Origin of the sequence: Rhizobium sp. CFBP 13726 (assembly GCF_014841925.1) — a bacterium.
Taxonomy (GTDB): domain Bacteria; phylum Pseudomonadota; class Alphaproteobacteria; order Rhizobiales; family Rhizobiaceae; genus Neorhizobium; species Neorhizobium soli.
In genome coordinates this window covers 334,513-355,313 of record NZ_JACYUU010000004.1, presented here as the reverse complement: position 1 = coordinate 355,313, position 20,801 = coordinate 334,513, and the positions used below count along the sequence as shown (strand labels likewise).

At 60.3% G+C, this 20,801-nt stretch carries 22 protein-coding genes and 1 riboswitch; of the genes, 6 read left to right on the top strand and 16 right to left on the bottom strand.

The annotated features are described in order from the left end of the window. Positions 1 to 95: 95 nt before the first annotated feature. Genes IFT66_RS18435 through IFT66_RS18400 form a run of 8 tightly spaced genes read right to left on the bottom strand, consistent with a single transcriptional unit; the run spans position 96 to position 6,486 of the window. Positions 96 to 1,049: an aliphatic sulfonate ABC transporter substrate-binding protein gene (locus IFT66_RS18435; protein ID WP_192078468.1), complete on the bottom strand. Its 954-nt coding sequence runs from the start codon at positions 1,047 to 1,049 to the stop codon at positions 96 to 98. A 33-nt stretch (positions 1,050 to 1,082) separates the two neighbouring features. Continuing rightward, positions 1,083 to 1,787, bottom strand: a complete 705-nt coding sequence (locus IFT66_RS18430) for an ABC transporter ATP-binding protein (RefSeq protein WP_092663110.1) — start codon at positions 1,785 to 1,787, stop codon at positions 1,083 to 1,085. After that, the gene (locus IFT66_RS18425; protein ID WP_113111492.1) at positions 1,784 to 2,539 is read right to left on the bottom strand and encodes an ABC transporter permease subunit; all 756 of its coding nucleotides are present in this window, start codon (positions 2,537 to 2,539) and stop codon (positions 1,784 to 1,786) included. The genes IFT66_RS18430 and IFT66_RS18425 overlap by 4 nt, the downstream gene beginning before the upstream one ends. A gap of 35 nt (positions 2,540 to 2,574) precedes the next feature. Continuing rightward, positions 2,575 to 3,375, bottom strand: a complete 801-nt coding sequence (gene thiD / locus IFT66_RS18420) for a bifunctional hydroxymethylpyrimidine kinase/phosphomethylpyrimidine kinase (RefSeq protein WP_192078467.1) — start codon at positions 3,373 to 3,375, stop codon at positions 2,575 to 2,577. Continuing rightward, the gene (thiE, locus tag IFT66_RS18415; protein WP_192078466.1) at positions 3,372 to 4,031 is read right to left on the bottom strand and encodes a thiamine phosphate synthase; all 660 of its coding nucleotides are present in this window, start codon (positions 4,029 to 4,031) and stop codon (positions 3,372 to 3,374) included. The genes thiD and thiE overlap by 4 nt, the downstream gene beginning before the upstream one ends. After that, positions 4,021 to 4,761 carry a hydroxyethylthiazole kinase gene (locus IFT66_RS18410; RefSeq protein ID WP_174197679.1) on the bottom strand — a complete coding sequence of 247 codons (741 nt, stop codon included), beginning with the start codon at positions 4,759 to 4,761 and terminating at the stop codon, positions 4,021 to 4,023. The genes thiE and IFT66_RS18410 overlap by 11 nt, the downstream gene beginning before the upstream one ends. Further along, positions 4,761 to 5,705: an ABC transporter substrate-binding protein gene (locus IFT66_RS18405; RefSeq protein ID WP_192078465.1), complete on the bottom strand. Its 945-nt coding sequence runs from the start codon at positions 5,703 to 5,705 to the stop codon at positions 4,761 to 4,763. Before IFT66_RS18405 ends, IFT66_RS18410 begins: the two co-directional genes overlap by 1 nt. A 16-nt stretch (positions 5,706 to 5,721) precedes the next feature. Continuing rightward, positions 5,722 to 6,486, bottom strand: coding sequence for an ABC transporter permease (locus IFT66_RS18400; protein WP_192078464.1), 765 nt, complete (start codon positions 6,484 to 6,486; stop codon positions 5,722 to 5,724). A 133-nt stretch (positions 6,487 to 6,619) separates the two neighbouring features. Further along, a riboswitch (TPP riboswitch) is annotated at positions 6,620 to 6,722 on the bottom strand. 160 nt (positions 6,723 to 6,882) lie between these two features. Between IFT66_RS18400 and IFT66_RS18395 the strand changes: the two genes are divergently transcribed. Further along, positions 6,883 to 7,128, top strand: coding sequence for a DUF2934 domain-containing protein (locus IFT66_RS18395; protein ID WP_062459613.1), 246 nt, complete (start codon positions 6,883 to 6,885; stop codon positions 7,126 to 7,128). 106 nt (positions 7,129 to 7,234) lie between these two features. On the opposite strand, the gene IFT66_RS18390 is transcribed toward IFT66_RS18395, so the two are convergent. The 8 genes from IFT66_RS18390 to IFT66_RS18355 form a co-directional block, all read right to left on the bottom strand. After that, complete coding sequence (locus tag IFT66_RS18390) at positions 7,235 to 9,868, bottom strand: EAL domain-containing protein (protein WP_192078463.1); 2,634 nt, start codon at positions 9,866 to 9,868, stop codon at positions 7,235 to 7,237. Positions 9,869 to 10,010: 142 nt separating this feature from the next. Then, entirely contained in the window at positions 10,011 to 10,595 is a 585-nt protein-coding gene (locus IFT66_RS18385; protein WP_244631550.1) for an SCO family protein, read from the bottom strand. Further along, complete coding sequence (locus IFT66_RS18380; RefSeq protein ID WP_192078462.1) at positions 10,595 to 11,092, bottom strand: copper chaperone PCu(A)C; 498 nt, start codon at positions 11,090 to 11,092, stop codon at positions 10,595 to 10,597. Before IFT66_RS18380 ends, IFT66_RS18385 begins: the two co-directional genes overlap by 1 nt. 42 nt (positions 11,093 to 11,134) lie before the next feature. Beyond that, positions 11,135 to 11,530 carry a hypothetical protein gene (locus tag IFT66_RS18375; RefSeq protein WP_192078461.1) on the bottom strand — a complete coding sequence of 132 codons (396 nt, stop codon included), beginning with the start codon at positions 11,528 to 11,530 and terminating at the stop codon, positions 11,135 to 11,137. A gap of 144 nt (positions 11,531 to 11,674) precedes the next feature. Next, positions 11,675 to 12,739: an ABC transporter ATP-binding protein gene (locus tag IFT66_RS18370; RefSeq protein ID WP_192078460.1), complete on the bottom strand. Its 1,065-nt coding sequence runs from the start codon at positions 12,737 to 12,739 to the stop codon at positions 11,675 to 11,677. Positions 12,740 to 12,756: 17 nt separating this feature from the next. Next, positions 12,757 to 13,605: a carbohydrate ABC transporter permease gene (locus IFT66_RS18365; protein ID WP_092663089.1), complete on the bottom strand. Its 849-nt coding sequence runs from the start codon at positions 13,603 to 13,605 to the stop codon at positions 12,757 to 12,759. After that, positions 13,598 to 14,497, bottom strand: coding sequence for a carbohydrate ABC transporter permease (locus IFT66_RS18360; RefSeq protein ID WP_092663466.1), 900 nt, complete (start codon positions 14,495 to 14,497; stop codon positions 13,598 to 13,600). Before IFT66_RS18360 ends, IFT66_RS18365 begins: the two co-directional genes overlap by 8 nt. A 112-nt stretch (positions 14,498 to 14,609) precedes the next feature. Further along, positions 14,610 to 15,917 carry an ABC transporter substrate-binding protein gene (locus tag IFT66_RS18355; protein ID WP_192078459.1) on the bottom strand — a complete coding sequence of 436 codons (1,308 nt, stop codon included), beginning with the start codon at positions 15,915 to 15,917 and terminating at the stop codon, positions 14,610 to 14,612. A 206-nt stretch (positions 15,918 to 16,123) separates the two neighbouring features. On the opposite strand from IFT66_RS18355, the gene IFT66_RS18350 reads away from it, so the two are divergent. The 5 genes from IFT66_RS18350 (at position 16,124) to IFT66_RS18330 (ending at position 20,801) form a co-directional block, all read left to right on the top strand. Further along, a complete protein-coding gene (locus IFT66_RS18350; RefSeq protein WP_062459637.1) occupies positions 16,124 to 17,329 on the top strand; it encodes an ROK family transcriptional regulator in 1,206 nt (401 codons plus the stop codon). A gap of 39 nt (positions 17,330 to 17,368) precedes the next feature. Further along, positions 17,369 to 18,469 (top strand): Gfo/Idh/MocA family protein, encoded by a 1,101-nt coding sequence (locus IFT66_RS18345; RefSeq protein WP_192078458.1) that lies wholly within the window; start codon positions 17,369 to 17,371, stop codon positions 18,467 to 18,469. A gap of 22 nt (positions 18,470 to 18,491) precedes the next feature. After that, entirely contained in the window at positions 18,492 to 19,133 is a 642-nt protein-coding gene (locus IFT66_RS18340) for a ThuA domain-containing protein (protein WP_062459644.1), read from the top strand. A 53-nt stretch (positions 19,134 to 19,186) separates the two neighbouring features. Further along, positions 19,187 to 20,338 carry a mandelate racemase/muconate lactonizing enzyme family protein gene (locus tag IFT66_RS18335; protein WP_192078457.1) on the top strand — a complete coding sequence of 384 codons (1,152 nt, stop codon included), beginning with the start codon at positions 19,187 to 19,189 and terminating at the stop codon, positions 20,336 to 20,338. Between the two features lie 148 nt (positions 20,339 to 20,486). Then, positions 20,487 to 20,801, top strand: a complete 315-nt coding sequence (locus tag IFT66_RS18330; RefSeq protein ID WP_062459650.1) for a hypothetical protein — start codon at positions 20,487 to 20,489, stop codon at positions 20,799 to 20,801.

Sequence of the window (20,801 nt, the reverse complement as noted above, 5' to 3'; positions counted from 1 at the left end):
ACTTTCGATGCATGGCTTCATCGCGCACGGGGCAGCAACGATTTTGCCGGCAATCGACCCCGAGCGACGCAGGGGCCGGGCGAGCCCGTCGAGACTTACTTCAGCTCAACGACGCCGTCAGCAATGTCGGGCACTGCCGGAATGATTCCGCTTTTGGCGTACCACTCAGCGACGGCGTTGATCTGCTTTACGGCCGATTGCGAAACGGCTGTCGTCGGCACCGCATTGTTTTCGCCGATCTTCGCCCCGAGTTCTGCCGGTACAATCATTTCCTTCGCCCAGATCGCCCCGGCCTCCGGCTTGTTGGCAACTGCCCAGGCGTTTTCCGCTTTGATGACATCGAAGACGAGCTGCAGCTGATCGGCCTTGTCCTTGGCGAATTCGCGGCTCGCGACAAGAACGACAGCGTTGTCGGACCTGATGGCGGCGCCATCGGCGATGACCGTGCCGTCATAGGCCTTTTCCGCGATGGTCAGGAACGGATCCCAGGTCGCCCAGGCGTCGACATGGCCCTGGCTGAAGCTCGGGCCGCTGTCGCTGGGGCTGAGATAGACGCGTTCGACGCTCGTCTGATCAATCCCGTTCGTCTCCAGTCCGCGCATCAGCAGATATTCCCCCGTTCCCCCGCGGTTCACTGCCACCTTTTTGCCGGCGAGGTCCTTGATGGCGGCGATGCCGGAACCCTTCGTCGCCACGATGCCCTCAGAGCCTGGCGCCATCTTCTGATAGGCAAAGATTACCAGCGGGATTTTTGCGGAAAGGGCTGCAATCGCCGATGTCGAGCTGCCGGCCGTGATATCGATGCTGCCGGCGTTGAGCGCTTCGAAAGCGGGTGCCGCCGCCGGGAAGGGGCCGGCCCACTCGACCTTGATGCCCTTTTCGGACAGCGCCTTTTCCAGCGTGCCCCGCGACTTGGCGAGCGTGATGTCGTTGGGTCCCCGCAACCAGCCGATCCGCACCACCGGATCGGCTGCCTGCACAGAGGGGGCGAACACGGCTGCGGCAGCGACGAGGGTGACAGCGGCAAGGAGAATACGCTTGGTGATCATGGCTTAGTCCGATCTGCTATTTGGGTACGGAAGTCAGTCTTGCGTGGGAAGGACGCCGAGCTCCTCCAGAAGCGCCGCTTCGATACGGCCTGTTCTGGGGTCGTCGCGGCGGCGGGGGCGGTCGATATCGACCTTGATTTCGAGCACGAAACGTCCCTGGTCGAGCACCAGGATACGGTCGGCAAGGGCGACGGCTTCCCAGACATCATGGGTGACGAGCAGCACGGCCGGGCAATGCTTGCGCCACAACGCGAGGACGAGCTCATGCATTCGCAACCGGGTCAGCGCGTCGAGGGAGGCAAACGGTTCGTCCAGCAGCAGCAGTTGAGGTTCGCGGACCAGCGCCCGCGCAAGCGCCGATCGCTGCGCCTCGCCGCCCGAGAGCGTCAGCGGCCAGGCATCGAGCCGGTGCGACAGGCCGACTTCCTCCAGTGCCTGGGTCGCCAGCGCTCGCGCATCCGGGTGGAGCAGACCGAGCGCGACGTTGTCGATGACGCTTTTCCACGGCAGCAGGCGCGGTTCCTGGAAAACCACTGAACGGCGGGTGGTCAGCTGAAGCTTTTCGGCTGGAGAGGTATCGAGCCCTGCCAGAATGCGCAGCAGCGTGGTTTTTCCGGAACCACTGCGGCCGAGCAGGGCGACGAATTCGCCGGGCGCCATGGCGAGGTCGATGCCGTCGAGAACGGCCGCGCCGCCAAACGAGCGGGTGAGTTGCCTGATGTCGACGAGGGGGATCAACCGAACACCACCGGACGCCAGCGCAGCGCATAAGCCTCGATCATGCGTACGAGACCATCGGTCAGCAGGCCTAAGATGGCGTAGACTAGAAGGCAGACGACGATGACATCTGTCTGCATAAAGTCGCGGGCATAGGAAATCGTGTATCCGATACCACTGGAGGCATTGATCTGTTCGCCGACGACGAGGCTGAGCCAGGCGACGCTGAGGCCGTATCGGACGCCCACGAGCAGCGAGGGCAGGGCGCCAGGAATGACGATATGGCGAATGATGCTTGTCGTGCCGAGGTCCATCATCTGCCCCGCCTCGATCAGCTTCCTGTCAATGCCGCGAATGCCGCCATAAAGGGTGAGATAGATCGGAAAGATGGCGCCGAAGGCGACGAGCCCGATCTTCGGCATCTCGCCGATTCCGAACCAGAGGATGAACAGCGGCAGAAGACCCAGGAACGGCATGGCCTTCAGCATCTGGATCGGTGGGTCGATGATCGTTTCTCCAAGACGCGACAGACCGGAGATCAGCGCCAGAACAATCCCGGCGACGAGCGCTATCGAAAAGCCGGCAAGCACCCGCAGGGACGATACGATCAGACCGCTGATCAGTTCGCCGGACGCGATGAGGCGTCCGGCCGTTGCGATGATGTTGCTCGGTCCGGCAAGAATGCGCGGCGACAGCAGTCCCGTCATGCTGGCGATCTGCCAGATGACGAGGAGGGCAACCGGCGAGGCCAGTCGCGACGCGAATTGCGTCATGCGTCCGGCCCTCGCAGGCCCCTCGATTCCCAAGCTCATGCCGGCCACCACCTGTGGAAGTGGTGGACCGGACCATGCCCGCCGCCGATCGAAAGGGCTTTTCCGGCGATGAGAGCGTCCTGGAGGTACGTCTTCGCCGCTCCCACGGCCTCGTGCAGCGTCAGGCCGCGGGCGAGGCCGGCGGTGATGGCTGCGGCAAGCGTGCAGCCCGTGCCATGGTCGTTTTTCGTATCGACACGGGGGGCCGAGAACTCCGTCACGCCTGACTGGTCGAAGAGGAGATCGATGCTGTCGCGGCCGGTTCCATGCCCTCCCTTGATCAGCACGGCGCTGGCCCCGGCGTTCAGGATCACCTCCGCCTGACGGATCATATCCGACCGCGTTTCGGCAACGGGCATGCCGGTCAGCAGTGCAGCTTCAGGCAGGTTCGGCGTCACGATCGTCGCTTTCGGAACGAGGCTGGCAATCAGGGCGGAGATTGCATCCTTGCGCAGCAGCCGGTCTCCAGAGGTCGCGACCATGACGGGATCGAGGACGACGGGACCGCGATAGTCCGCCAGACCCTCGGCAACCGCGAGGATTGTTTCGCAGCGGGACACCATGCCGATCTTGATCGCATGCACCCCGATATCGGCAAGCACTGCGCGCATCTGCTCCCGGATCATTGTCGGCGAGATGTCCTCGACGGCGCTTACGCCCCGCGTGTTCTGGGCGGTCACCGCCGTGATGACGCTGGTGGCGAAGACGTCGAGGGCGGAGAATGTCTTGATATCGGCCTGAACGCCGGCGCCGCCACCGCTGTCGGAACCGGCAATCGTCATGGCAACTGATGTCATTGCTTACCCTCGCTCAAGGCATCATCGACAAGGCGCCGAAAACTGCGGCAGGCGTCTGCAGGGTCCGGTGCCTGGAAGATTGCCGAAATGACCGCGACACCGTCAGCACCGGCGTCGATGACGCTTCGCACCTGCTCCAGCCCGATGCCCGCGATGGCGCCGACCGGGAGGGTCGGATCTAGTTGTCGCAACCGCTCCCGCAGATCCCGAAAGCCCTCAAAGCCGACCGGAGGATCGGGGTTCTGTTTCGACAGGGTCTCGAACACTCCGCCGATACAGGCATAGCTGGCCTGCGCTCGTCCGGCGCGTTCCGCATCGGCACGTGTCTTGACGGTGAGACCGATGATGGCGTCGGGGCCGAGCAGCCGCCGTGCAGTCCCCGCATCCATGTCGTCAGCACCCAGATGCACGCCGTCAGCGCCTGAAGCGAGCGCCACATCGACACGGTCGTTGACCACCAGCGGCACGCCGGTGCCTTCGAGGGCAGCCTTGATGCTTATCGCCATGTCGATCATCTGCCGGGTGGAGGCGGTCTTGTCGCGGTACTGGATCAGCGTCGCGCCGTTTCGAGCGGCGATTGCTGCGAGATCCACGAGATCGCCGATATCGGAAAGACCGGCATCGACGATCGGGTTCAGTCGGTAGTCAAGTTTCATGGTCGATCCTTCCGTGCAAACTGAGCTCTTCGGCCGTGAGCGCTGACAGCGCATCCAGGAAAGCAACGGCGAAACTGCCGGGGCCGCGCGCGTGCTCGGCGGCCTGTTCGGCTGCAACACCGGTCGTCGCCAAGGCCGCAGCGGCCGCAGCCAGTGCATCCGGTTCGATGGCAAGAAAGGCAGCGATGATGCCGCCTGAAAGGCACCCGGTCCCGGTGACATCCGCCATCCATCTATGGCCGTTGCGGACAGTGACGGTGCGTGTGCCATCGGTCAGCCGGTCGTGAGCACCGGTCTCGATTGTCAGTTTTTCGCCTATGTCTCCGAACAGCGCCATCTCTGCGCTATTGCCGCGAAGGGCCGTCGGCCCGCGGGCGATCAATGTCTTTGCAAACTCAAGCCGGACCGGGGAATAATCGCTATGCACGGGATCGAGGATCCATGGTTTCCCCTGATCAATTGCAACATCGACGGCCAGGTCGATGACCTTGCGACGGTCTGCATCCAGTGTACCGAGATTGACGACGAGGACATCCGCTTTCGAGACGAAACCGACGATTTCATCCGGGGAGGAGGTCATCGACGGAATGGCGCCGATCGCGGTGAGACCATCGGCGACGAATTTCTGCACCACCGTGTTCATCAGACAATGGACGCGTGGGCGCCGGGCCCGCACACGTGCCAGAAGATCGCCGGCCTGTTGCGGCGTCGGGTAATTGTTCATTGTCATCACCGGATTTCGATCGCCACGTCTTCGACCGGCGGCGCCTGCGGAATGAGGCCGCTCGCTGCCATGAACTCACCGAAACGCTGGTATCTGCCGCGATCAAGCGCTGCAGGCCGTTTGGCGAAACGTGGCAGCGTATCGGTGAGCGCCTGCCGATTGAGCTGGTCGTCGAGGTTGGGATAGGCCTTGATGAACAGCTTCCAGGCATTGTCCGGGTGATTGGTCAGGAAGATCGCAGCCTTCTCGACGGATTCGAGAAAGCGGGGGAGGCGGGGATCTGTCGCAAGCGCGTCGCGCGTCACGAAGATCAGCTCGTCATAAACAGGGACGCCGTGTTCTTCCGGAAAGAAGGAACGACCCTCGTGCCCTTCGATCCGCATCTGCGTCAGTTCGAAGTTTCTAAAACCGCCAAGCGTGGCATCGACCTTGCCGCCGATCAGCGACGGCGAGAGGGCGAAATTGACGTTGATCAGTTGGACCTCGGTAAGTGCAACGCCTTCTCCCTCGAGCATGCGCTTCAGCATCGCGTCTTCGAAACCGGTGACGGAGAAGCCGACCTTCTTGCCGCGCAGGTCCTTGAGGCTCTTGATCGGGCCATCGGCGAGAACCGTCACCGTATTCAAGGGCGTTTCGACGAGGGTACCGATCCGCTTGAGCGGCAGGCCGGCTGCACGATCGAGATACAGGTTCGGTTGGTAGTGGATGCCGATATCGGCCTGACCGGCGGCAACGAGGCGTGGCACCGTCGACGGGTCGGCGGGAGGCACCAGCTCGACATCGAGGCCGGCGTCTTCGAAATAGCCGTTTTCGGCGGCAATCACGAGCGGCGCATGGTCCGGGTTCACAAACCATTCAAGCATGACGGTGAGCTTTTCTGCGGCATGCGTTGCGGATGCATTCATGCTGGCGGATAGGGCGATGGCAAAGGCCAGAAGCATGCGTTTCATGGGTGGTCGTCTCTCCTCACGATGATAACTGTGTCTGTTGTTCGGTCTCGGTCGCCCAATGGGGGCGTCCCTTTACGAGACGGTCGAAACCGAGGCGCAGCGCGACGCTGGTCAGGGCCAGGATGGTCATGGCTGCGAAAACGGTGTCGGTCTGCATGCGGGCGTTCGCCTGAACCATGACGAAGCCGAGCCCGGCTGAAGCCCCGACCCATTCGCCGATCACGGCACCCAGCGGCGCGAGCGGCACGGCGACGCGCAGACCGGACACGAGCGCCGGCAGCGCAAGCGGTGTTCTGAGCCTCACAAGGATCTGCCAGGGCGTCGCTCTTGTCAGCGCGGCGGCTTCCAGAATCGCTGGTTCCGTCCGCCTCAGGCCATCTGCGAAGGCGGAGGCGACCGGGAAGAAGATGACGAGCGTCGTCATCATCACTTTCGACGCCATGCCGAAACCGAGCCAGAGCACCAGTATGGGTGCCAGCACGAAGACCGGAAAGGTCTGCAGGATAAGGATGATCGGCCAGGCAAGCCTGCCGGCCCGCGGGAATGCCACAACGAGAAACGCAACCGCCGCACCGAAAATGCTGCCTGCGATGAGACCTGCAAGGATTTCGCTCAGGGTGACGAGCGTGTGGTGGGCGAGGAAGCCGCTCTGACCCACCAATGCCTGCACCACCGCGAGTGGTGACGGCAGAAGATAGCGCGGCGGTGAAAAAACCTGAACGGCAAGCTGCCAGCCTACCAGCAGCAGAAAAAGCCCGAGGGCTGCGAACCGGGACTGCATGTCAGCGACGCGGGTTCAAACCGTCGAACCGCATTCGTCCTATTCGGGGATTTCTCGAGAGCGTAAGCATGGCTGATCTCCTGACCTTGACATCATGGAGATCCAGGCGAGCGGAGAATAAGAAAGAGGTGCGGTATTGCGCCGTTTCCGTTCCTACGCCGGTATGACCCGGATCAGGTTCAAGGGTCCGGCTCACCGCCATCTCAGCACCGTTCGATGCTCCCCTCGGAATGACGCCAAGGTTGGACAAAGAAACGGCCTTTGTCAATCGCTTACGATCGCTGTCCGGCAGAGCCTGCGCGGCGAGCTGACAAAAATTTTATTGTATGTCATCCGCCTCCCGGAAACCCGGGGCCCGTCCGCTGGTTATGTCTTCGCAACTTAGGAGGAGCAACCATGACCGATAGAGAACAGGAACAGCGCGAACGGGCCTACAGACTGTGGGAGGAAGAAGGCCGTCCTGAAGGGTCCCATGACGATCACTGGAAGCGTTCCGAGCATCCAGCCGACATGTCGGATCAGGAAAGCGACGATGTGACCAAGGTCAACCAGCAGGCTGATGCCGCGTTTGGTGGAGAGAACGATGCAGCGGCCGACGATGCCGCCACAATCCGGCCTCCGTCGTCAGTCGCGCCGGACTGACGACGACCAGCGGCAGTCTGGATAGGTATCAGACCTGCCCTGCACGAAAGGGCTTGGCACAACACCTCGAAATATCGGCTGCCGATAGTTCGGCCGTCGACACACTTCAGCCGTCGCGAACACCGTTCGTCCGGTCCACTTTATGCGTCGTCGGGGGATCGAGAACCTGACCGAAACACACGACGGCCACCCGTTTTCCGGTGGCTTTCGCCAGATACATATAGTCGTCAGCGCGTTTGACATAAGTTTGCGGCGTGTCTTCGGCCTTTAGGAACGTAACGCCGACCGCGGCACCCGTGAATGTCACCTGGCCATCGATGGGGATCGGCTTGAACACCCTTTCCATCGTTTCCTGAATATGGGTCTGCATATCGCCCGCAAACTTGCGATCCATGTCGAGAAGAATAGCAAACTCGTCTCCTCCGACCCTGGCGATGAAATCCGTCGCTCGGAAACTTTCGCGAAGTCTCGCCGAGATCGTTCGCAGGACTTCGTCGCCTGCGGAATGCCCCAGACTGTCGTTGACGATCTTGAAGCCGTTGAGATCGATGTAGGCGATGGCGAGCTTTCTGTCATTGAGCAGGTTGCGGGCAACCTCTCCCGCAACAACCTCATCGAAACAGGCTCGGTTTGGGAGTCCTGACAGGGCATCGGTCTGCGCGGAGGTTTTCAGAGCGCTTTCGATAGCGCGCTGCTGCCTGACGCGGGCAGACACATCGACAATGACCTCCACATCGAATGAAACGCCATCGACGATCGTGCGTTGCGCGGAAATCAGGGTTGGGATGATCGTACCATCCGAATGCGCAATTTCAACATCTTCGAGCTCGTAGGCGCCGTCCTCGCGCAATAGCCGGTGCCGTCTGTCGCGGGCGGGATTGTCGATCGCGGCACCCTCGGAAATCAGCTTCTTTCCGTTGATCTCGTCCCATTTCAGGCCGGTGAGCTTCAGATAGGCATCGTTGACTTTGACGTAGCTCGAGGTTTTCGTGTCGCTCGTCGTGATGGCCATGGCAATGGGCGCGGACTCAAACATCCTCATCAGCATCGAGATCAAGTGTTGCGTCGGCAGGACATCAGCCTGGTCCGGATCATGCCAGACATGAGGAGCCTTCACGGATACTTTCCCGTCCAGCGGGACCTCCGTGGGCACGATCTCGGTGATGGTGCCGTACCATTTCACGATCTTGCCGGTCGCATCGCGATGAGGCTTTGCCCGACTGACCATCCATCGCCAGCTGTCGTCGTGCAGACGCATGCGAAACCTGGTTTCGAATGGGTCGCCGGATGGCAGCCATCCAAGCCATTCCCGTCGAACCCGCAAACTGTCGTCCGGATGCATCCGACCGTACCAGTCCGCGATCCGGTCACGCATCCTGGACATCGTCGGGTCTGGCGTTGGCCCCATGAAATTGACAATGCCTTCGGCATCGCTCGACCAGGGAATGTTGGGGCTGAGTTCGATCGACCATCGTGCGTGGTCTTCCGTCTCGGTCAGCGCCTTTTCCATCGACTTGTGACCGGTAACATCGATCGCCGTGACCGAAATGCCGATCGGCTCGCCGGCGTCGTCATCGACCCGCTGGTTCACCACGAGGAGAATGTTCTCACTTCCGGGCGGACGATATTCGTCCACAATCAAAGGCTCGCCCGCAAGGACTCGCTGAAGATCTTTGGTGACCCGGCGCGCCTCTCGTGCCGGCATGAAACTGTGAACGGTGAGCCCGATCATCTGCTCGGGCGTTAATCCCAGCATTGCAGCGAACCGATTGTTTACACTGACATGGCGCAAGTCTGAATCGAGAAAGCAGAGACCGACCGGTGCCGCCTCATAGAGCGTTTCCAGTTGATGGACCCGCTGGAACAGCGAGCCGGTTCCGCGGCGTTCCGTGAGTGGCTTCTGCTTGCTGACAGCGAGAAGCCGTTCTGTCGCATCACCGTCGACAGGTCTGCCAAACAGCCACCCCTGTCCAACGTCGCAACCAAGGCGCTTCAGCATTTCTGCCTGTTCTTCGGTTTCAACGCCCTCGGCAACAACCGTCATGCCAAGGCTTTGCCCCAGCCCAATGACCGAGGCGACGATTTTCCGGCTGCCGCTGTCATGCTGCATGGAGCGCACGAAGCTTGTGTCGATCTTCAGTTTGTCGAAGGGGAACGCGTGAAGCCGCGTCAGGCTGGCAAAGCCGGTCCCGAAGTCGTCGAGGGAGATGCCCATTCCGGCAGACTTGAGCGATGCAATGTTTTCCCTGACGACTGTATCGTCATCGAGCAGTGCGCTTTCCGTCATTTCGATATGGATCCGGTTCATCGGAAACCCGGTTTCCGAGATCATCGAAGCCAGAAAGTGGAAGAGGTCTGGGTCCTGAAACTGCGTCGGCGACAGGTTGATCGCGAGGACAAAGCCTCCCCTCCAGCTTGCAGCTTTGCGACAGGCATCCTGGACGATCTTTTGCGTCAAAGCGCCGATCAGATTGGTGGTTTCGGCGAACGGAATGAAATCTGAAGGTGCGATGGCACCTGCTTCGGAATCGGTCCAACGCGCAAGAACCTCAAAGCCGATGATCGCACCGCTCTGCAGATCGACAAGCGGCTGAAATGCCGGCCAGATCGCATCGGTTGAGAGGGCTTCGGAAAGTCGTCGCTTCGACAAGATGCCGTCCTTGGCGGACGCGGGTCTTTTTGTCGAAACCTGCGGTGCAGATTTCCGATTTGCCGGACCGATATGTCGACCAGAGATCATGGCACTTTCCACACTTGCGGAAAAGCAATGTCAGAGACCGCTTAAGAATAGATTAGCATGGCTTAATTTAAGAAACGATGCGTATCTGTCGGCATCTACATTGGTTCGATGGCCGCCATGAGCTATGACCGCGCTCGTGAGACTACAGGAGCGCGCTGCGGATCTTGCTGATGGCGGCGTCGGGATCCGAGCCATAGGGAATGAGCCCCTTCAACCTGCCATCCGCACCGATCAGGAACAGGTCCATCGTGTGGCTCATGGAATAGCCACCACTCTTGTTCGGCTTCTTTTCCGCAAATGCGCGCCATCCGGCCACCACCCGCCGGATCTCCTCAGGCGTTCCGGTCACCCCCGTGATCCGGTCGGAAAACGCCGTGACATAGCCGTTCATGATGTCAGGGGTGTCTCGCTCCGGGTCGACCGTGAACAGGTAGCTTTTGATCGGCAGGCCATCTTCACCCAGTTCCTTGAGGTATCCAGCAACTTCATAAAGCGTCGTCGGGCAGGCTTCCGGGCAATGCGTGTAGCCGAAATAGACCAGTGACGGGTTGCCCTTGAAGATCGACTGATCGACCGCTTCTCCCCGATCGTTGATCAGGGAGAATGCGGTATTGAATGTGGTGTTTCTTGGCTCATCCTTGAACGTGAAGAAGAGGATTCCGACGAGGACAGTGATGAAGATTGCCGAGATCGTTGTGGCAACCAGCATGAACGGGTTCTTCGTCATCAGTGGTGACCCTCATGAGCGGCGTGAGGCCTTTGCGCACCGGCAAACGGTCCGACGGCAAAATCGACCTCGATCGGCCCGGCCTTTTCAAAGATGAGCGTGACCGCCAGCGTCTCGCCCTCCTTGAAAGGTCTAGAGACATTCGTGAACATGAGATGATAGCCACCGGGTTCCAGCTTGACGGTAGACTTGGCCGGCACGGGGATGCCCTTGTCCAGTTCCCGCATTTCCATCACGGCGCCGGTCATCTTCATCTCGTGGATCTGGACTTCTTCGGCACGATCCGACTTTGCTCCGACAAGCAGATCGGCCGCGCCGGCGTTGTTGATCGTCAGGTAACCCCCTCCGACCTTTGCTACCGGCAGCATGGCGCGGGAATAGGCGGATTCGATCGTGATATTGCCGGTCCCGTGTGCATGCATGTGCTGGGAAGATGCGGTGCCAGGCAGCATTAATGCCACGGCCGCTAGAAGAAATTTCGCTCGGATTGTCGACATGGGTACTCGCCTTTGACGTAGCAGAATTGGTTTTCTTTCTGATCAGCTACGAAGAGGGGGCCCTCTGGCCGAGGTGCCGGTCAGCAGGACGAAGCGAGGAGGGCTTTCGTCGGTTCCGGAATGGGCGTGAACGATCTCGCGCAGGATCGGCGCACCCAACGTATCTGTCGGCAGTGGCAGTATTGATGCCGTCACATGCCGGCAGGCGTCGCAGGAGATCTTGCTTTCACCTTTATGGTGATGCGTTTTCCCGGCTTCCGAGGGAAGGCAAAGATCAGGCAGACTTCCGTCCGGGAGGATGTAGGACGCAATCGCGATGGTCTCGATCGAGCGCGCATTGGCGGTCGGATGGGAATTGGCAAATCCGAGCAACAGAAACGCAAGGCTGCAGAGAATGCGCAACCCTACCTGTCTAATCTGCCCAAAACGCCGGATCATCTCGCCTATCAGCTTATCATGCAGCCCAAGGTCATAATGAGTTACGGCAACCCATGCAATGCGTTGCAACCACGAGGACATTGTGACGCAGATGAGCCGCGCGGGCAGACGACCCGCCCGATCACGTGCAGCGCTGAATTGGCGTCAGAGGCTCACGCCGCTTTCCCGGTCGAAGACGTAGACAAGGTTTTTGTCGATGCCGGCGCGAAACTGCGTTCCGTGTCGCACGGGATAGTCTCCATCGACGATGGCGGTCATCTGCTGGCCGGCAAATTCAAACAGCACATGCGTCTGGGCGCCCGTCGGTTCGACGAGCAGCGTTTCTCCACCGATATTGTCGCCGCCGGCCGTCAGGTGTTCGGGGCGGAGCCCGAGCTTGACGCTCTGGCCGTGTCGCACCTTGCGCAGCGGTGAAATGTCGATTGCGGATCCTTCTGCCAGACGAACGACCGGCCTGTCGTTTTCGCCGTCGATCGTGCCGTCGAGAAGGTTCATCGCGGGTGAGCCGATGAAGCCCGCGACGAAGAGGTTGGCGGGTGTCCGGTAGAGCTCCATCGGCGTGCCGACCTGCTCGATGCGGCCGGAATTGAGGACCACGATCCGGTCGGCAAGGGTCATCGCTTCGATCTGGTCATGCGTCACATAGATGGACGTCGTCCCGACCTTCTGGTGCAGCGCCTTGATCTCGGTGCGCATCTGCACGCGCAGTTTGGCGTCGAGATTGGACAAGGGTTCGTCGAACAGAAAAACGGCTGGATCGCGCACGATTGCCCGTCCCATCGCGACGCGCTGCCGTTGCCCGCCGGAAAGCTGGCTGGGCTTGCGGTCCAGAAGATCTTCGAGCGCCAGCATGCGGGCTGCTTCTCCTACGCGGGTGGCGATGTCAGGCTTGGTGACACCGGCAAGCTTGAGGTTGAAGCCCATGTTCTCGCCGACCGTCATGTGCGGGTAGAGTGCGTAGGACTGGAAGACCATCGCGATGTTGCGCTCCCGCGGCGTCATGGCATTGACCACCGTGCCGCCGATCGTGACTTCGCCGTCGCTGATGTCTTCAAGCCCCGCGATCATGCGCAGCAGCGTCGACTTTCCGCAGCCCGACGGCCCAACCAGGGCGATGAATTCGCCGTCATCGACCGACAGCGAGATATCGTGGACCACTTGGAGCGCGCCGTAGCTCTTGCGAACGTTTGTAAGGCCAACCGATGCCATGATGCTAATCCTTCAATTCAAGACTTTACGGCGCCGGCGGTGAGGCCTGCGATGATGTGTTTCTGGGCCAGGAAGAAGACGATGATCGTCGGCAGGATGGTGAGCGTGATAAAGGCAAGCACCAGTTGCCAGTCGGTGCCGAACTCCCCGCGATAGACCATGATGCCGAGAGGCCACGGATATTTGCTTTCGGTATTCAGCATGATCAGCGGCAGGATGTAGCTGTTCCAGCTGCTAACGAAGGTGACGATGCCGACCGTGGCAACGATCGGCCGCGATAGCGGCAGCGATATGTACCAGAAAAAGCGGATATAGCCGCAGCCATCGACAAAGGCCGCCTGGAACAGCTCTTCCGGCAGGTTGCGGAAATAGTTGCGGAACAGAAGGATGCTCATACCGAGCCCGAATGCGACCTGCGGCAGGATCACGCCCCAATAGGAGTCGAGCAGGCCAAGATCGCGAATACGGATGAACAGCGGGAGAATTGCCGTTGCTGCCGGAAACATCAGCCCAATCAGGAAGTAGTTGAGCAGCTGGTTTGAGCCGAAGAAGCGGATATGCGCAAAACAGAAGGCCGCCATCGATGAGACCACCAGTGTCAGGAACACGGTAACACCCGCGATGATCAGCGAGTTCATCATCTGGCGCCAGTAGCGCTCGCCAAACAGGATATCGACATAGTTGGACCAGACCCATTCGCTGGGCAGTCCGAACGGATTGAGCCGGAGGTCGCCAAGCGTCTTGAAGCCGCCTAATGCCGTGGTCACAAGCGGAACGAGCACGATGGCAGCGACCAGCGACAGCGAAACATAGACATAGAGGCGCGTTGCTGTGGACACGCGGACTGTGGACGATGTGTCAGTCATTGCGCATGAATATCCTTTTGTAACCGAATGCGATCGTTACACAAATGACGAACAGGACGACGCCGACGGCGCTTCCCAATCCGACCTGCATGCGCGTGACGCCGTAGGTGTAGAGAAAGGTGACCATGGTCTGCGTCGAGTTCGACGGACCGCCGCCGGTCAGCGGCATGATCAGGTCGAACAGTTGCAGCGATCCGATGATGGCAAAGAAGACGGACAGGCGCACGGTCGAACCGAGCAAGGGCAGGGTGACGTAGCGGAATTTCTGCCAGCCAGTGGCACCGTCGATTTCGGCCGCTTCCATGACGCTCTTGTCGATCGACTGGAGGCCGGCGATGAACAGCATCATGTGAAAGCCGAAATATTTCCAGATGACGACCGCCAGCACCGCGTAGATCGCAAGATCCCTGTCGGCCAGAACATAGGGCGTCGCGACGCCGAGAAACCCTGCGATTGCGGCAAACAATCCATAGTCACCGTCATAGACGAAGCGCCAGATGAGACCGGCGGCCACGTCGGCCAGAACATAAGGTAGAAAGAAGATCAGCCGGAATGCGACGACGCCCCTGATTTTCTTGCCGAGCATCACAGCGAGCCAGATTGCCAGCGGCACCTGCAGCAGCAGGGACACGACGATGATCAGGCCATTGTTGATCAAAGCCGTCGAAAAGGCGGCGTTGTTGAACAGCACCTCGAAATTGCGAACGCCCACAAATTCAGTCGGCGTGCCGTAGCCGTTCCAGCGATAGAAACTGTACCACGCGGCTTCGCCCATGGGCAGGATCACAAAGAGCGTGAACAGAAGCAGGGCAGGCGGCAGGAAGATGATCAGCGCCGGCAATCGGCCACGCGCGGTCGGGCTTTTGTAGCGGACCTTTTCCGGCACACCCATGACGGAGGCGCCGCTGATCTTCGCGGTCATGTTGTTCATCCGGTCTATCCTTGTCGCACCAATTCAGAAGTGCCGTTGCCGGTGACGGCGCTGCCGCCACCGGCTTGTCGGCTTACTCCAGTTCGGTCGCGTCCTGGATTGCCTGCGCTCCCTCTTCGGCGGTCATCTGCCCGGCGAGAATTTCGACCGAGACATCATTGACGACGCGGCCAACCGATGGACCGAGATCCTGGTCGAAGAAGTTCTGGTGCCAGGTGGATGCGGCGAGCTGGTCGGCAGATTCCCGCATCAGCGGGTTTTTCAAGCCTTCCTCGGCATCGACAGCCGCAGGAATGATCATCCCTTCGGAGGCCATCTGCCGCTCCATCTCCTGACTGGTCAGGAAGCGAAGGAAATCGACAGCCGCCGGCGAAGCGTTCTTGCTGACGCCCCAGCCGTTCAGCCCGCCCAGCGTATCGGTGGCTTTGCCGGCGCCGCCTTCGACAATCGGGAACCCGAAGCGGCCGATGTTGTCGGCAGCAAGCCCCTTGCCGTCGCCGGCATTCTTGCGCTGGTTTGGCTCGGTATTTTCAAAGCCGAGAAGCATTGCAGCCCGTCCATCGCCGAACGCACCAAGCGTCTGCGGCCAGTTGGCGCCAAGATAGCCGTTCTGGAAAGGCTGAAGCTTCCCGAGCTCTGCCAGTTGCTCGCCGGCCTTGATCACCGCAGGGTGCATGAAGCCTTCGCCTTCCTTGTTCTTGGCGGCTTCGAACACCGCTTCGCCGCCATTGCGCATGACGAGGAAGCTCCAGTAGAAATGCAGCGGCCACTTATCGCCACCGCCACCTGCGATCGGTGCAATGCCGGCACCTTTCAACGTCTTGACCGCTCCCAGGAAATCGTCCCAGGTCTTGATGTCTTCGGCCTTGACGCCTGCCTTGGCGAACAACTCCTTGTTGTAGAAGAAGCTGACGGTCCCCATGCGGTAAGGGACGGCATAGATCTTGTCATCGAATGTCAGGCCGGCGACGGCGGCTGGCTTGTAGGTCTTGGCCCATTCGCCGCCGTTTGCGTTCATGGCCTCTGTCAGGTTCATCAGGGCGCCCGTCTGGGACTGCTGACGAAGAACGCCGCCACCCCAGCTGTAGAAGAAGTCAGGCGCCGCGTCGGACTGCAGAAGCGTCGGCAACTTGGCCTTGAACGCTTCGTTTTCGAGAAACTGCAGCTGGATATCGACATCCGGATGCTGCGTTTCATATTTCTTGGCGATGTCTTCCCACGTCTTGATATAGGCGGGTACGGTTTCGACGTGCATCCACTTGACGACCGTTTGTGCAGCAGTTGCCGTATGGGTCCCGAACAGCGTCGAAAGTGCAGTGGCTGCGGCGAGCGCAGTGATCCGAACGCCCGTATAGGACGTTGCCTTGTGGTGATAGGTCATTCTTCCTCCTCCAAAGGGAAACAACCATCCTCAATTTTTCCCTTATGCGGATTAATTCAAACGACATTTGCATCATTGTCAACCACACTCGCTGAAGTTTTGCTCACATTGGCTTGACAAGAGGCAGTTCGTCGACGCTATTTAATTCGCGATCCGACATAAATATCGGAATCAAACGTCATAGCGATACGGGCATCCGGCTTTCCATGAAGACTGCAGATCCAGAATTGATGCGGGCGATCAATCGTTTCACGGTGCTGGACAAGATCCGCAGGCGCGGCCCGATTTCCCGGGTCGAGATCAGCGAACGTTCGCAGCTGTCGACCACGACCGTTTCGGCTATCACTGCCTCTCTGCTCGACGACGGACTGATCCTGACGAGGCACGAGGGCGATATCAGAAATACGGCGGCACGGGGCAGGCCGCGGGTGATGCTGGAGCTCAACCCGGATGCGGCACGCGTCGTCGGCGCAAAGATCGCCAATAACCGCCTCGTTTTCGCGCTGACGAATTTCTGCGGCGAGGTTCTGTCGCAGCTCACCATCCCTGTCCGCGTCGACAGGCTGCCGATCGGCGTGATCAGCGATCTCGTCGAAGACGGCGTGCGGCGGTGCATCGTCGATGCCGGTCTTTCGTTGAGCGACATCGACACAGTCTGCTTAGGCCTGCCAGGGGTTGTCGAACATCGCACCGGAAAGGTGCGCTCCAGCCCTATCTTTCGCGAGACGGATATCAATTTCGCCGAGGAAATGACGAGCCGGCTCGGCCTTCCGACCATCGTCGAAAGCGATGCGCACGCGATCGCTTTGTCGCATCACTGGTTCGGTCAAGCCCGGGACCTCGACGATTTCGTCATCGTCTCGCTTGAGCAGACGTTGGGGCTCGCCCTTCTTCACAACGGGCAGGTGTTCCGTGGAGCTGGCGGTCTCAGTCATAATCTCGGCGACCTGGTGCTCGGCGCGACATCCGAGGAGACGCTCAGGCTTTCGGCGGTTGCCGGCGAGACAGCCATTTTCGGCGAGCAGCAGCTGGTGGGGCATTTCGCCGAAGCCGTGCGGCTCGGGCGCGGTATGGCGCATGCGCAGGCGCTGATCGCCTCCGAGAACAATCCCTTGTCGGGCGCCGCTATTAGGGCCGGCGAAGCTGTCGGGCTGGCGATTGCCAACATCGTCACGCTGTTCGGTCCGCCCCGCGTCATCATCGTCGGCTCGACGCTGGGGCTCGGCGCGGTGTTTACCGACAGCCTGCAGCAATCCTATTCCCGCGCGATCCCGAGCTCGATCAGCGAAGTCGCCGAACTGGTTTTCGACCAGTCGACCGATGAAGCCTGGGCGCAGGGAGCGGCGGTCGTCGCTCTGCGGGAGCTTTACGAGTCGCCCTGGGGAACGACAGGTCCCGCTTCGAGCCTCTAGCGCAGGCGAACCACATATTTGCAACTTTGGGAGGAGACTATGCAAAAACTCGGCATCGGCATCATCGGATGCGGCAACATATCGTCAGCCTATCTGAAAGCGATGGCGTCTTTCCCGGTCCTCGACATCCGCGGCATCGCCGACCTCAATCACGGTCTGGCGGAGCAGCGCGCCGGAGAATTCAACCTTTCGGCCAAGAGCATCGATGAGTTGCTCGGCGATCCGGAGATCCAGCTGATCGTCAACCTCACCGTGCCCAAGGCGCATGTGGAGGTCGGTCTTCGCGCCCTTGCTCATGGCAAGCATACCTATTCCGAAAAGCCGCTCGGGATTACCTTTGCGGAAGGCAAGAAGCTGGCAGAGACCGCGAAGACGACTGGTCTTCGGATCGGCGCGGCACCCGATACGTTCCTCGGCGGCTCGCACCAGACGGCGCGGTCGATCATCGATACGGGCGTGCTGGGAACGCCGGTTGGCGGAACCGCCACCTTCATGTGCCCCGGCCACGAACGTTGGCATCCAAACCCGGATTTCTACTATGAGGCCGGCGGCGGCCCGATGCTCGATATGGGGCCTTACTACATCACCGACCTCGTCAACCTTCTGGGTCCGGTTGCCAAAGTCGCGGGCTTTGCGGTCACTCCGCGCAACGAGCGCACGATCACCAGCGAACCTCGCAACGGCCAGAAGATCCCGGTGCATATTCCCACGCATGTTTCGAGCGTCATGGCGTTTGAAAACGGAGCCGTGGTGCAGATCAGCATGAGCTTCGACGTCGCGGGTCACAAGCATGTGCCGCTCGAGGTCTACGGTGCCGAGGGAACGCTGATTGTCCCCGATCCGAACCACTTCGGCGGCGACATTCAGCTGCTGAAGAAAGGCGGCAGCTTCGAGCTGCAGCCGACGACGGAACCCTATGCGGATGGCAATTACCGGTCGCTCGGCGTTGCGGACATGGCTCATGCCATCCTGTCCGACCGCCCGCATCGGGCAAGCGGCGACCTGGCTCTGCATGTCCTTGAGGTCATGGAAGCCTTCGGCACCGCGGCAGACACAGGGCAGACCGTTGACATCACTACCAAGCCCGAGCGGCCGGCACCGCTTTCGCAATCCTTGATAGACGGGCAGATCGCCCGCTGACACCACACTGGAGGAGACTGATATGCGCGAAGCTTTGATCGTATGGGGTGGCTGGAGCGGGCATGAACCGCAGGAATGCGCTCATGTCATAAGGGACATTCTTCAGGAAGATGGTTTCAAGGTCTATCTTGAAAACACGACGGAAGCGTTTGCAGATCCTTCCATTCACGACCTGTCCCTGATTGTGCCGATCATGACCATGTCGAAGATCGAGAAGGAAGAGGCGAAAAACCTCGCGTCTGCCGTCGAAAACGGCGTCGGCATCGCCGGTTACCACGGTGGCGCCGGTGACGCGTTTCGCGAATGCGTCGAATACCAGTTCATCATTGGCGGCCAGTGGGTGGCCCACCCCGGCAACATCATCGACTACACCGTCAATGTGACCCGCCCGGACGACGAGTTGATGCAGGGCATCAGTGATTTCCCATACACGTCCGAGCAATACTACATGCACGTGGACCCTTCGAACGAGGTGCTTGCGACGACCACGTTCAATGGCGATCACGCCTACTGGATCGACGGCGTTGTCATGCCTGTCGTCTGGAAGCGCAAATACGGCAAAGGGCGCGTCTTCTATTCGTCGCTTGGCCATGTGGCGAAGGAATTCGACGTGCCGCAGATGAAGACGATCTTCAGACGTGGTGCAAACTGGGCGGCGCGCTGATGGTTGCCTGACGCTCAGTCCACCCGATCTCCGACAAGCATGGCTCGGCTCTCATGAAAATCTCGGCGATAAAGCCCTATGTCACCAAACTCGGTGTTCGCAACCAACTGCTTCTCAAGGTGGAAACGGAGGAGGGGATTTATGGTTGGGGCGAGTCGGGCCTGTCATATCGAGAGAAGGCGGTTCTCGGGGCGATCGATCACTACAGCCGGTTTCTGATGGGTCGCGATCCGATGCATTGCGGCGCGCTGTGGCAGGAGATGTATCGAAGCCAGTATTTTGAGGGCGGCCGGGTGTTGACGGCGGCGATCTCTGCCCTCGACATCGCCTTTCACGATATCAAGGGCAAGGCTCTCGGAGTGCCCGTCTACCAGTTGCTCGGAGGCCGGCAGCGCGACCGGGTGCCGGCCTTCGCGACAACCTCTGCCGAACCGGGACCAGAGATGGTGGAGCAGGCGCTGCTTTTGAAAGACCAGGGATGGCGGTGCATCCGGATGATCGCCACCGGCCAGGAAAATAGCGATCGTTTCGAACCGCGCGAGTCGATCGCGACGACGGCCGAGTGGGTCACGCGGGTGCGCGAGGCCGTGGGTCATGAGATAACGCTTGGCGTCGAGTACCATCATCGCCTCAGCGTCGCCGAGGCCGCCTCGTTCTGTCAAAAGCTGCCGCGGGGCACTCTGGATTTCATCGAGGAACCGATCCGCGACGAGACGCCCGGTGCCTACGGAGCACTGCGCAGAATGACGGAGATACCGTTTGCTATCGGCGAGGAGTTTTCGTCGAAATGGCAATTCCTTCCCTATGTCGAACGTGACCTCCTGCAGTTCTGCCGCATCGACATCTGCAATGTCGGCGGTTTCACCGAAGCGATGAAGATTGCCGGTTGGTGCGAGGCGCATTACGTCGACCTCATGCCGCATGCGCCGCTTGGCGCCGTATGCACGGCGGCCTCCGTCCACCTTGCCGCAGCCGTCGCCAACTTCGCTTGGCTGGAATGCCGCAACTCACCGACAGAGCAGCTGGGTTTCGGTGACCCCGCAACCTACCCGAAACAGATCGGGATGGATGGAGCCTTCTACCGCGTGCCGGACGAGCCGGGTCTCGGTGTCGATGTCAATGAATCGCTTCTTCAGGCGTCGAGCTTCGAATACAGCGAGCCGCCGCACCTGCGCCGCGATGACGGCTCTTTCACCAACTGGTGAGATCGGGACCAACCGTGTTCGTATCGTGGGTGAACGCGGATGCGCGTCCTTGGTTGATCCGCCGTGCCTAATCTCAACGGAACAAAATCCGGCTCCGCGGGTTGTCCTCCGCGCATTCGAAAGTGAATGCAGAACTTGGAGGAACACCATGAAAAAACTTAGCTTTGGCCTCGCTGCAGTCCTTCTTTCGGCATCCGCCGTTCTGGCTCAGACAGAGCCTAAGACGACCGAGACGACACCAGCGGTGAGCACCTCCGGCGAAACAAATCCGGCCGCACCGGTTGCTGGCAAGAACAGCTTCACAGAGGCGCAGGCAAAATCGAGAATCGAAGAAGCCGGTTACGCGGAAGTCTCCGGTCTCAAGCTGGACGACCAGGGCATCTGGCGCGCCATGGGTACCAAGGACGGCAAGCACGGCAACGTGGCGCTGGACTTCCAGGGCAATGTGGTGATGGCGAAGTAA

Excerpts from the sequence above, each read along its gene's own strand:
- IFT66_RS18360 (WP_092663466.1), bottom strand. The coding sequence starts at position 14,497 with ATGGGTGTGCCGGAAAAGGTCCGCTACAAAAGCCCGACCGCGCGTGGC.
- IFT66_RS18335 (WP_192078457.1), top strand. The coding sequence starts at position 19,187 with ATGAAAATCTCGGCGATAAAGCCCTATGTCACCAAACTCGGTGTTCGC.
- IFT66_RS18330 (WP_062459650.1), top strand. The coding sequence starts at position 20,487 with ATGAAAAAACTTAGCTTTGGCCTCGCTGCAGTCCTTCTTTCGGCATCC.
- IFT66_RS18365 (WP_092663089.1), bottom strand. The coding sequence starts at position 13,605 with ATGACTGACACATCGTCCACAGTCCGCGTGTCCACAGCAACGCGCCTC.
- IFT66_RS18340 (WP_062459644.1), top strand. The coding sequence starts at position 18,492 with ATGCGCGAAGCTTTGATCGTATGGGGTGGCTGGAGCGGGCATGAACCG.
- IFT66_RS18435 (WP_192078468.1), bottom strand. The coding sequence starts at position 1,049 with ATGATCACCAAGCGTATTCTCCTTGCCGCTGTCACCCTCGTCGCTGCC.
- IFT66_RS18405 (WP_192078465.1), bottom strand. The coding sequence starts at position 5,705 with ATGAAACGCATGCTTCTGGCCTTTGCCATCGCCCTATCCGCCAGCATG.
- IFT66_RS18395 (WP_062459613.1), top strand. The coding sequence starts at position 6,883 with ATGACCGATAGAGAACAGGAACAGCGCGAACGGGCCTACAGACTGTGG.
- IFT66_RS18390 (WP_192078463.1), bottom strand. The coding sequence starts at position 9,868 with ATGATCTCTGGTCGACATATCGGTCCGGCAAATCGGAAATCTGCACCG.
- IFT66_RS18400 (WP_192078464.1), bottom strand. The coding sequence starts at position 6,486 with ATGCAGTCCCGGTTCGCAGCCCTCGGGCTTTTTCTGCTGCTGGTAGGC.
- IFT66_RS18355 (WP_192078459.1), bottom strand. The coding sequence starts at position 15,917 with ATGACCTATCACCACAAGGCAACGTCCTATACGGGCGTTCGGATCACT.
- IFT66_RS18410 (WP_174197679.1), bottom strand. The coding sequence starts at position 4,761 with ATGACAATGAACAATTACCCGACGCCGCAACAGGCCGGCGATCTTCTG.
- IFT66_RS18370 (WP_192078460.1), bottom strand. The coding sequence starts at position 12,739 with ATGGCATCGGTTGGCCTTACAAACGTTCGCAAGAGCTACGGCGCGCTC.
- IFT66_RS18385 (WP_244631550.1), bottom strand. The coding sequence starts at position 10,595 with ATGACGAAGAACCCGTTCATGCTGGTTGCCACAACGATCTCGGCAATC.
- IFT66_RS18350 (WP_062459637.1), top strand. The coding sequence starts at position 16,124 with ATGAAGACTGCAGATCCAGAATTGATGCGGGCGATCAATCGTTTCACG.
- IFT66_RS18345 (WP_192078458.1), top strand. The coding sequence starts at position 17,369 with ATGCAAAAACTCGGCATCGGCATCATCGGATGCGGCAACATATCGTCA.
- IFT66_RS18375 (WP_192078461.1), bottom strand. The coding sequence starts at position 11,530 with ATGATCCGGCGTTTTGGGCAGATTAGACAGGTAGGGTTGCGCATTCTC.
- IFT66_RS18425 (WP_113111492.1), bottom strand. The coding sequence starts at position 2,539 with ATGACGCAATTCGCGTCGCGACTGGCCTCGCCGGTTGCCCTCCTCGTC.
- thiD (WP_192078467.1), bottom strand. The coding sequence starts at position 3,375 with ATGACATCAGTTGCCATGACGATTGCCGGTTCCGACAGCGGTGGCGGC.
- IFT66_RS18380 (WP_192078462.1), bottom strand. The coding sequence starts at position 11,092 with ATGTCGACAATCCGAGCGAAATTTCTTCTAGCGGCCGTGGCATTAATG.
- thiE (WP_192078466.1), bottom strand. The coding sequence starts at position 4,031 with ATGAAACTTGACTACCGACTGAACCCGATCGTCGATGCCGGTCTTTCC.